Genomic DNA, 10,173 nt, shown 5'->3' with positions numbered 1-10,173 from the left:
GCCCATCCCACAATAAAAAAAGATTTTTGTGGGATGGGCTTCTAGCCCGTCCTCGCTATTTTTGCAATTCAAGTCTATTGTCGGACATATTCTCTAACGTACAAACAAAATAGAACTTAAAAAGATTAGATTCCAGCGAACGTCGAGGGCGATATTGTGCGTGCAAATCAGCAGTCGAAAAGTTCTCAATAACTTTGAGATTGACATCCTCAGCCAAAGTTTCGATATTATCAAAACCAGTAATCCACGGTGCATACATACTTTCGTATTTATCTATGTAATCATTGATATCTTGGTACCCCGTGGTTCTCAAAATCACCCGCTCTGACATATAATCAAAGGACAATCGAAAACTCTTCACATTGTCGCGAATTTGTTCTAACACAAATATTGCATCTTTTTTGGCAAGCAAGGTTGTGTTGCCTTCCCACAAAAAATATGTCGGCCGCTCGAAGTCAAATTCACTTTGTTTCAGTAAAGCTATTAAACCATCTTTGATGTAATCTCCGGGAATGTAGCGAACATTTGCTGTGACTTTGTTAGCTTTGAGGGTTTCTTCTTTTAATTGCAGTGTAGCGCGATCGTCTATTTCAAAATAAGTGACTTTTTCTCCATTTATTCTGGCAGCGCGAGTGTCTAAACCAGAACCTAAAATAACTACTTGCTTGCAACCTCCTAAAATTTGATTTGACAAAACGTCATCAAAATACTTAGTCCGCAACTTAATCATTTCTTTAGCGGGGGGAGAGTTTTGAGATATTTGATCTGCTATTTTTTTTGTTTCCTCATTCAGCCATATTTTTACTACATTATCAGTGTAAAGAGGAATTGTTTCTTGATTTTCTTCCGCTCGAAATTCGGCAACGATAAAAGCAGTACCAGTTACATTGTTCACGGCTAGTTTTTCCCTTTGACTATTGGCTTCTGGCATCTGCTAAAGACTCATTGCTGGCTTCACTATCTGAGTGCAGTTCTGCTTGGCGGATTTTATCGGGAATCAGTCCTTCTGGCCGCACGATCATCATTACAACGAGAGTTAAACCAAATAGAAATAAACGCATTTGAATCGGATCTAAACTGGTGGCGAGAAAGTCTCGCAACTGGGGAATTGCAACTCTGGGAAGTACAAAAGTATTCAGGAAACCTTTGAGGACTTGGGCGAGTTGGGGCAGATAAAGCCGATCGGCAGACATGATAATGATAGCGCCTAAAATCACCCCGGTCATGTTGCCCAAACCGCCTAAAATCACCATGCACAGGATAATCACCGAGACTGAAAAATCGAAGACGCTGGGAAAAACCGCGCTGATATAGGCAGCGTAAAATGCGCCTGCAAACCCCGAAAATGTCGCTCCCATTGCAAAAGCCGAAAGTTTGGTTTTGACCAGGTTAATGCCCATTGCGCTTGCCGCTAATTCATCTTCGCGCATGGCATTCCAGGCCCGTCCCAAGCGGGAATCTCGCAGCCGCGAAATCATGAAGTAAGCGAAGACGACGAGCAGTAAAATTAGGTAGTACCAGGGAAAGTAGTTGCCGGTGCTGAATGTGCCGATGATGGGGAGAGATGGACGCGCGATCGGGTTAATTCCCGCTTCGCCGCCGGTGAGGTTAAAAGGTCGATCGCACCCAACCAGACACAGCACCAATTCCGGCTTGCCCAAAATTAAAGCTACAATCTTCGAGATTGGTTCGTCGATCCGAATGTCGGTTAAATTCCGAAACACCACCGGGATAATTTCGCCAAAACCGAGGGTAACAATTGCCAAATAATCGCCCTTAAGCCGCAGGGTGGGAATACCCAGGATAACGCCCGCAATGCCAGCTACACCGGCGGCGATCGGCAATACCACCCAAAAATTCCAAGCAATATTTATCTGCCCGGAAGATAGCAAAGCTGTCGTGTAAGCGCCGATCGCAAAAAACGCCGCATATCCCAAATCCAACAACCCCGCAAAACCCACAGTAATATTCAAACCCAGCGCTAACATAATAAAGATTTGAATCTGTACTACAGTAGCAATCCAGCCGGTTTGAGCTTCGAGGTCGATAAACGGAAACAGAATTAGGATAAAAGCTAATGTTACCAGAGTCGCCAGCCGTTGGCGTTGCGGCGGTAAACCCTGCAAAGCACCCATTAACGAAGCTGTCAAAATTGCGATCGCCAAACTGCAAATTCCGTACAGCAAAGTAGTAGGTAAATCCACAGCAGATTGACCAGAAAAAGGTCTAACTACAACTCCTTCGAGGACGCTAGCAACTAACAGCCAAACGCCCAATCCCAAACCCGCCAAACAGCCAATTGTTGCACCCATTTTCGGATTGTCAACCTTCTGTTCCCGACCGGCAATGAAGCCCGCAGCCGTGCCCATCAGCCAGCCGATGACAGTTCCGCTCCAACCGCCGAATAACACAACAGTCAAAAAGGCGATCGCTCCTAAAATACCAGTCGATTTAATTGCTTTGATTATTTTATTTGACATAAAAAGAAGTCATTAGTCATTAGTCAGTGGTCATTAGTCATTAGTCATTAGTCATTAGTTATTAGTCATTAGTCAGTAGTCATTAGTCAGTAGTCAGTAGTCAGTAGTCAGTAGTCAGGAGTCAGTGGTCATTAGTCATTAGTCAGTGGTCATTAGTCATTAGTCATTAGTCATTAGTCATTAGTCAGCAGTTAGATCGAAGAATGCTAGGAATCGCAGTTATAGATGCGACTGACGCGGGCAGTGCCAACTTCTGCCTCAATCAATGCGATCGAGTGCTTGTCGTGGAAACTGTCATCAGGCTAGCTACAGTTTAAAGTCTTTTGAGTTCGATTGTTGCACCAAAAGCGACGAAAATTCAAATAGACCTCTTGCAAAAGTCAAATTTACCCCCCTTAGTCCCCCCTTATTAAGGGGAGAAACAAGAATAATCTTGCTCCCTCCCCGCGGGAGGGGAGGGTTGGGGTGGGGTGCTTTGGATTTTTGCAAGAGTTCAAATATACTGGAATTGTTACCCAAACACACTTCAAACGGGCGATCGCAATATGGTACAAGCTCCTCAAAAAACTATCACCCTGGACGAGTTTTTGCAACTGCCAGAAACCAAACCCGCTAGCGAATACATCAACGGTGCCATTTTAGAAAAACCTATGCCAAAAGGAAAACACAGCAAACTACAAGCCAGACTCGTCACAGTCGCCAACGACATCGCAGAGAAACCGCAAATTGCGATCGCCCTACCAGAACTTCGCTGCACCTTTGGCGGACGTTCTATTGTTCCCGATGTCGCAATTTTTGTTTGGAATCGTATTCCCCTAGACGCTGACGGCGAAATTGCCAATACATTTAATGCTCACCCAGACTGGACAATCGAAATTTTGTCCCCCGGACAAAGCCAAACCAAAGTCACCCACAATATTTTGCACTGTTTGAATGCCGGTTGTCAGATGGGTTGGTTGCTCGATCCCGATGAAAAAAACATTTTAGCCTATCCCGCAAGACAGCAGCCGATTTCATTGCAAGAACCGACAGATATACTACCGGTTCCCGAATTTATGGGGGAAATGCAGTTGACTTTAGGCGAAGTTTTTGGCTGGCTCAAACCTGGGAATATTTAAGGCGATCGCGATCGCACTTTTTAGGCGATCGCAAATCCGGTATGTTTGCGTACTTCCGGCGAATGAAATGCCAAAACAATGCAGTTTTCAGGAACCCCACCCTCCAGTAATTCATCGGTAATGCCATCTTCAATACCGTCATAATGAATCCACAGTTTGCCGTTCCGAATTTCAACGTGAACTACCGCACCATGAATGCGTTTGCGGTCTTGCCAACCTTCGTGCATCAACATAAAATGATTGCGGTCTTGGCTGACAATCACATAGCTACTAATGTCGCCGTATCTGTACGGCAAATTAGCATAGTAAGACAATATTTGATAGATTAAGTCCCGGTATTCGTCTAGTTTATCCATTTTGTAATAACCTCCTTAACTGGATCTACCACAATGAGTTTTATCCCCCTATCTTCGAGAACAACTTGCACGATTTCCTCCGCAAAAAAAGTAGAACTACTCGTTACCAGGCTCTGCCTGGTAATGCAGATCCGGAGGCTCTGCCTCCAATTTTACCAAGCGAGGCAGAGCAAGAGTGATATCGGTTCCCAGGCAGAGCCTAGGAACCAATTCAATGTCTTCTACTCGTTACCAGGCTCTGCCTGGTAATGCAGATCCGGAGGCTCTGCCTCCAATTTTACCAAGCGAGGCAGAGCAAGAGTGATATCGGTTCCCAGGCAGAGCCTAGGAACCAATTCAAACCAGTTAAAGTATCTTTTGCCATTATTTCAACCCTGCACCTTCAAACCTTCTCCTGAACATTCTCGCCCAACAAACCCCCAGGCCGAAAAGCCAAAATCACCACCAAAACCCCAAACACCCAAGCATTAGTCCAGCGGCTCGACAAATACTGATCGCTCAAAGACGAAAGCACCCCAATCAAAACCCCTCCTAACATCGCCCCCACAATATTGCCAATTCCACCCAAAACCGCAGCCGTAAAAGCCCTCAAACCCGCCGTAAAACCCATCGTAAAAACAATAGTATTATTGTACAAACCAACCAAAATTCCCGCAGAACCAGCCAAAGCTCCCCCGATCAAAAAAGTCAGAGCAATAATCTGATCCACATTAATTCCCATAATCTTAGCAGCATCGCGGCTTTGAGCAGTTGCCCGCATCGCCTTTCCCAGACGAGTGTACTGCACGAACACATGAAGCAAAACCATCAATACAACCGCCACCACCAACACAATTAAATCCTTAGTTGTAAACACAATACTGGTTTCAATTCCCAAAGCTTTGAGAATATCAACTCTGGGTAACAAATCGGGAAAGCTTTTCGGAGCAGCAGAATTAGAACCCATAACCGGAATAAAAGCTTTCAATCCTCCCCAAAATAATCCCATATTTTGGAAAATAAACGAAACCCCGATCGCCGAAATTAAAGGAGCCAAACGCGGAGCATTCCTCAAAGGCCGATAAGCGTACTTTTCCACAACAATATTCAGCCCAGCACAAAACGCCGAACATACAATTAAAGCAACTAACATCACCGGTATAGCAACAGCTAAAGGTGCGCCGTCTTCAATGCCAAAAGCCCCGAACACAGTGAGGGCAGCAAAAGCACCCAACATATACAAATCGCCGTGAGCAAAATTGATTAATTCAATAATGCCGTAAACCATCGTATAACCCAAAGCAATAATTGCAATCAGCGCCCCGTTGACCAAACCAACTAATAATTGTTGAATCAAAACTTCAGGGCTGCTGGCTATTTCCCCAATAATTTTGGGCAAGTCAAATCCGGCGATCGGTCCTAACAACAAAACTATATAAGCTACACCTAGATATAAGAGAATACTTTTCCAGTTTTTCATAATTATTCGTAATTGGGCATTAAGATCGTTCATTCTACTCGTTTCTAGGCAGAGAAACGCGGATTCGGAGGCTCTACCTCCAATTTTTGATACTAGAAAATCGAGGCAATTTTTCTGCTATAAAAGTGAGGCAGAGCCTCTAGATATCAGTTCCCAGGCAGAGCCTGGGAACCAGTTAAACAGTCAACAGTCAACAGTCAACAGTCAACAGTCAACAGTCAACTGACTAATTATTCCGTTTTGAGGGCGCTGACAAACTCCCACTTGCCATCTTTAACAACATTTCCTGACATTGTAGTCAAACTCGTGTCACCGTTAGCGTCAAAACTCCAAGTGCCGAGTACCCCGTTAAAATCCTTAGTTGCCAAGACAGCATCGCGGATCGCAGCCCGGTCATTTTTGCAGACTTTGTTAATTGCGCCGATCGCCACTTTAGCAGCTTCATAGGCATAAGCTGCATAAGCTTCCGGTTCAGCATTATATTTTGCCTTGTAACTTTCGTACCACTTAGCGCCCTCACCAGTCAATTCTTTAGGAGGCAAGCCGCCAAAAGTAGCATAAACACCCTCGGCATCTTTGCCTCCGGCATCAACTAAAGCTTGGTCTTTAATTCCGTCAGGCCCCATAAACTTAACTGCATCAGCCGCCATCCCGACATTTCTCATGTCTTTAATTATTTGTCCGGCGTTGCTCTGAGTAGTGCCGCCGAAGTAAATCATGTCTGGATTTAAAGCTTTGATTTTATTCATTAACGCCTTGTAGTCGCTAGCTTTAATATCAATTCCCTCCCGGCCCAGGACTTGAATTCCCAACTTTTTAGCCGTTGCTTCAAAAACGTCAGCGATGCCTTTGCCGTAGAGTTCTTGATCGTCGAGAATGAAGACTTTTTGCACTCCTAAAGATTTTGCCCAGTTCCCAGCGACAGCCCCTTGAAGGTCATCAGCAGGGACAACGCGGGTGAAATTGCGAGTGCCTGAAGGATAATAAACGTTAGGTTCTTTGGGCTCGCCCGTTCCAGGTTTAGTCAGTCCCGGATAGGTGTTTGCCGGACTGATCATCACGACGTTAGCTTGGTTGAGCACGGGAATGGAAAGTTTAGCAGCACCGGAGTTGTAGTGACCGATAGCGGCAACTACTGAACCGTCAGCGACTATTTTGTTAGAGTTGGACGTTACCTGTGCCGGGTCCCATTTGCCGGCGGCGGCGGTGGCGTCATCGAGCACTTCGTATTCGATTTTGATTTTGCCGTCGCAAGCTTTGGAGTCGGTTTCGGCTAGTGCTTGTTTGATGCCGTTGACCATTGTTTGAGATTGACCCAAGGCGCTGCCTGTCATGGGGAGCATGGAGACAATTTTGACAGTATTTGCGTCTCCGGGGGCGCTGACTGCGACGGGAGAGGCTCCGGGACTGCTTCCAGTGGCGGTGGGTGCTTGAGGATTTTGGCAGCTAGCGCACAGAGAGGCTATGCCGGCGGCGAGGAGTATTGTCCGCAATCGGGCCGCGCCCGGATTCTGAGTTGTGTGGGTTGTTGAGGGTGTGGCACTTTTGCCGCCTGATTTCTGGGAAAAGGTCATAGGTTGGTTTGTTTGTTGCTTGCGTCTTAGCATATTTTCACTCTGTAAGTCTGTAAGTCAAGAGTTAGCACAAGTTTTAAAAATTTGTGTAAACTCTCAAAGATACACTGCTGTCACAAGAAGGTCGGGAATTGGGTCATATCTGATTCAATTACGTGCTAAGATTTTTGAGTATTTATTGACAATGCTTGAACTGCAACGATAGAAATAGCATCATCACTAAATACTTGACATAATATTACTTGCGCCATCTGCATTTTGTCACTACGTCAATGTCGGCGACCTCCAAAATTTAGATTTTAAAAATAACTTATTCGCCTGGGTATGCTTGGCCCAGCAGGGGGAGCGCATCTTATTGAACACTGTTCATCAGCGGTGAGTATATTTAGATGCGTTCGCTCTGACTATCTCCAAAGTGAATCTGATCTGCAAAAAGTCATTGCAGGAATTAAATTACTCCGCAAAGTGTTTCAGACAAGTGCCTTTGATGAGTTTCGGGGTGATGAAGTCGCTCCCGGTGCCGGTGTTAACAGCGATGAAGCTCTCGAAGCCTACATCCGGGAAACGTGCAGTACGGTGTTTCATCCTGTCGGCACCTGCAAGATGGGAACCGACTCAATGGCGGTTGTAGACCCCGAATTACGGGTACATGGAGTTGAGAGATTGCGTGTGGTAGATGCGTCAATCATGCCAACAATCACCACAGGAAATACGAATGGGCCGATAATTGCGATCGGCGAAAAAGCAGCCGATTTAATTAAAGCCACAGCTTGCGTTTCACAGCAAGTACATTTAGCAATGGAAAATTAACAGGAAGTGCGATCGATTAAATAGCCTTGACTATTTTTTTTCAACTATGAGCTAGCTCATAGCAGTTGTTGATAAAAACTGTCAGAATAAAGGTAGTTCAAGGTTAGGAGGGTAGCGATATGACTCTCACCAAAGCAAACTTAACCGCATTAAAAGTAGAAACTCTCGCCAAACTCTATCTGGAAAGTAAGCCAGCCGAAATTTCAGATCAAACCATCGCCCAACTCTGTGATTGGCTAATGGGTGAGTTCCAGCAATTGCCTTTAAATCTACAATTTTCAGATTATATGCGTTACGAAAACGCAGAAAAAATGTTTGCAGATATCGAACAAGGGCAACTTTGGGTATCTGCTGAAAGTTACGATTCTTCGGTTTATCCCAATCCCATTTACGGGTTTATTTTTCAGGGAATGCACGATTGCGACCATTACTTGACGGATAGTGACTTCAGTTTGGAAGGGGAAATCGTGGCTTACAACTTCACTGCAAAACGTGCGCCGAGTTTGGATATCCAAAAGATTCTCTATTCCGAAATTGTACTGCGATCGGCTGCCTATCTTTATTTAGGACATAGGGCCGATCCTAAAATAGTTTTTCCCTAATTAATTATATAGGTAAAAGAGAATGCAGGAATGTCCTTGTTGTTATGAGCCATTGTTGCGGCACATTCACAAACATAAAATTTGCTGGTTTTGTCCCAAATGTCGGGCAATGATGCCAGCTCTTTCCGAAGTAAAAATTACTTCAAACATTAGCATCAGAATGTCAATCAGACCTGGGATGTTAAAATTAAAAGAGGTTAGCTACAAGATTGGAGGTTAGCTCGCGGATGGTTGAGTTGCAATCAGATTTAGAATATGTGGTGACCGATCGCCTAAAAGTTTCTTTAGATGCGATCGCACGATTTTGCCAGCGCTGGAACATTGTCGAGTTTGCCCTGTTTGGCGGGCGTGCTGCGGGATGATTTTCGCCTTGATAGTGATGTGGATGTATTAGTTACTTACGAGCCATCCCACCGCCTCACGCTGTCTCATTTATTGGGTATGCAGGAAGAGATAGAGCATTTATTTCATCGTTGTGTGGATTTGGTGGAAAAAAAGCAGTTAAAAAATCCCTATCGGCGATCGAACATTTTGAAAACGCATCAAGTGATTTATGCAAGCGGGCGATCGGGATAGAGCTTCACTTGTTCGACATGGCGCAAGCAATCCGTCGGATTCAAGAGTTTACGGCTGATGTTTCATGCGACACTTACCTGGAAAGTGTTTTGATGCAAAGTGCCGTATAGCGGCAGTTGGGGATTTTGGGCGAAGCCTCTCGGAGAGTTTCGATCGACTTTCAGCAGTTCCACCCCAAAATTGATTGGCGAAATGCGATTAACTTACGAAATATTTTGGTTCATCGCTATGACCAAGTGAGTTCGGAAGTTATTTGGAATATTGTTACAAGTATTTTGCCTAGTTTGCTAGTGCAAATAGAGGCATTACTGCCACCGTTACCTGATGATACTTGATATGATGCCCGGTCAAATCCCTCCGCTTAGCGCTTGAGGGCGATCGATCCGGTTTGTAGCGAGGACTAAAGTCCGCAGGATCGAAAGACTAAAGTCCTCACTACAAACTAATCTTAATCGATCTCATTCAATCCGACATCAACTACGGTAGCTGACCTAATTTTTGAGAAAGAATCGTTACAGCCACTTCGTAATCCTTTCCGAGGAGGTAAGCGAAATGATAATAGCTGGCAAGATAGAAATCGCAACCAAACTTCTGATAGCGATCTGCGATTGCCAAAAATCCATAACGGGCATCGCTGGGCTTTGTGAACCAATCGCGATGGTAAGAGTCCTGAAGCAACAGGGTGAGTGTCTGTCGATCGCCACTCGGAATCAATCGAACGGGATGAATACTGGCATGGTGCGATCGCGGCACTGGCAGCAGTAAGTTATAACCTTCAACTGTGAGAAAATCTGCCAGACTATCTTCGGTGCGAGGAAAATAGGATTCCTCCGGTAACTTGAGAAAATGGTGCCACGCCATCCAAAATTCGTGTTTGCTGTCAAACCCTGGATCGATATCTAAACGCCACTTTTGGTCTTGACATAAATCATCAAGAACATTTTGGGGCAAGTCCGCGAGTTTCAAAATAGTTTCCCTCTCATCCTTTTAACCAGATCGACTATTATAAATAATTAGATTCTTAGGGTTGTACCATTTTTCTAAAGATGTGCTGCAGATGAAGTCTGAACCCCCCCCCAAAGCATCGGCTGTGCTTTATAAACATCTTTCCTAACAATAAAGTTGACAAAAGTAACTACTTGTGTAGGAGTTATTGGGGAGCTCGCTTCCGATCGAATACGAATTATCCTGCAAAAAG

At 44.8% G+C, this 10,173-nt stretch carries 11 protein-coding genes; 5 read left to right on the top strand and 6 right to left on the bottom strand.

Annotated elements, in window-relative coordinates:
- Window positions 1–55: 55 nt before the first annotated feature.
- Window positions 56–895, bottom strand: a complete 840-nt coding sequence (locus tag WBA89_RS06815) for a class I SAM-dependent methyltransferase (RefSeq protein WP_424405003.1) — start codon at window positions 893–895, stop codon at window positions 56–58.
- 19 nt (window positions 896–914) lie between these two features.
- Complete coding sequence (locus WBA89_RS06810; protein WP_424405001.1) at window positions 915–2,480, bottom strand: ABC transporter permease subunit; 1,566 nt, start codon at window positions 2,478–2,480, stop codon at window positions 915–917.
- A 545-nt stretch (window positions 2,481–3,025) separates the two neighbouring features.
- Here WBA89_RS06810 and WBA89_RS06805 point away from each other — a divergent pair.
- Window positions 3,026–3,598, top strand: a complete 573-nt coding sequence (locus tag WBA89_RS06805; protein ID WP_424404999.1) for a Uma2 family endonuclease — start codon at window positions 3,026–3,028, stop codon at window positions 3,596–3,598.
- A gap of 20 nt (window positions 3,599–3,618) precedes the next feature.
- Here the strand turns inward: WBA89_RS06805 and WBA89_RS06800 are convergent, their stop codons facing one another.
- From WBA89_RS06800 to WBA89_RS06790, 3 genes are all read right to left on the bottom strand, one after another.
- Window positions 3,619–3,954, bottom strand: a complete 336-nt coding sequence (locus tag WBA89_RS06800; RefSeq protein WP_424404997.1) for a XisI protein — start codon at window positions 3,952–3,954, stop codon at window positions 3,619–3,621.
- Between the two features lie 382 nt (window positions 3,955–4,336).
- The gene (locus tag WBA89_RS06795) at window positions 4,337–5,413 is read right to left on the bottom strand and encodes a branched-chain amino acid ABC transporter permease (protein ID WP_424404995.1); all 1,077 of its coding nucleotides are present in this window, start codon (window positions 5,411–5,413) and stop codon (window positions 4,337–4,339) included.
- Between the two features lie 230 nt (window positions 5,414–5,643).
- A complete protein-coding gene (locus WBA89_RS06790) occupies window positions 5,644–6,987 on the bottom strand; it encodes a branched-chain amino acid ABC transporter substrate-binding protein (protein ID WP_424404993.1) in 1,344 nt (447 codons plus the stop codon).
- Between the two features lie 324 nt (window positions 6,988–7,311).
- Between WBA89_RS06790 and WBA89_RS06785 the strand changes: the two genes are divergently transcribed.
- The 4 genes from WBA89_RS06785 to WBA89_RS06770 all read left to right on the top strand — a co-directional run bounded on the left by WBA89_RS06785 (window position 7,312) and on the right by WBA89_RS06770 (window position 9,310).
- Entirely contained in the window at window positions 7,312–7,797 is a 486-nt protein-coding gene (locus WBA89_RS06785) for a GMC oxidoreductase (RefSeq protein WP_424404991.1), read from the top strand.
- Between the two features lie 119 nt (window positions 7,798–7,916).
- Window positions 7,917–8,399 (top strand): transposase, encoded by a 483-nt coding sequence (locus WBA89_RS06780; RefSeq protein WP_424404989.1) that lies wholly within the window; start codon window positions 7,917–7,919, stop codon window positions 8,397–8,399.
- Between the two features lie 288 nt (window positions 8,400–8,687).
- Window positions 8,688–8,975, top strand: coding sequence for a nucleotidyltransferase family protein (locus tag WBA89_RS06775; RefSeq protein WP_424404987.1), 288 nt, complete (start codon window positions 8,688–8,690; stop codon window positions 8,973–8,975).
- Between the two features lie 116 nt (window positions 8,976–9,091).
- Entirely contained in the window at window positions 9,092–9,310 is a 219-nt protein-coding gene (locus tag WBA89_RS06770) for a DUF86 domain-containing protein (protein ID WP_424404985.1), read from the top strand.
- Between the two features lie 142 nt (window positions 9,311–9,452).
- Here WBA89_RS06770 and WBA89_RS06765 read toward each other — a convergent pair whose 3' ends face one another.
- On the bottom strand, window positions 9,453–9,941 hold the full coding sequence (locus WBA89_RS06765; protein WP_424404983.1) for a hypothetical protein: 489 nt from the start codon (window positions 9,939–9,941) through the stop codon (window positions 9,453–9,455).
- Between the last annotated feature and the right edge of the window lie 232 nt (window positions 9,942–10,173).

It is taken from the genome of Microcoleus sp., assembly GCF_049646505.1.
Lineage (GTDB): Bacteria > Cyanobacteriota > Cyanobacteriia > Cyanobacteriales > Microcoleaceae > Microcoleus.
Note: the sequence above shows the minus strand (reverse complement) of the source record. Positions and strands in the feature narration are given on the sequence as shown.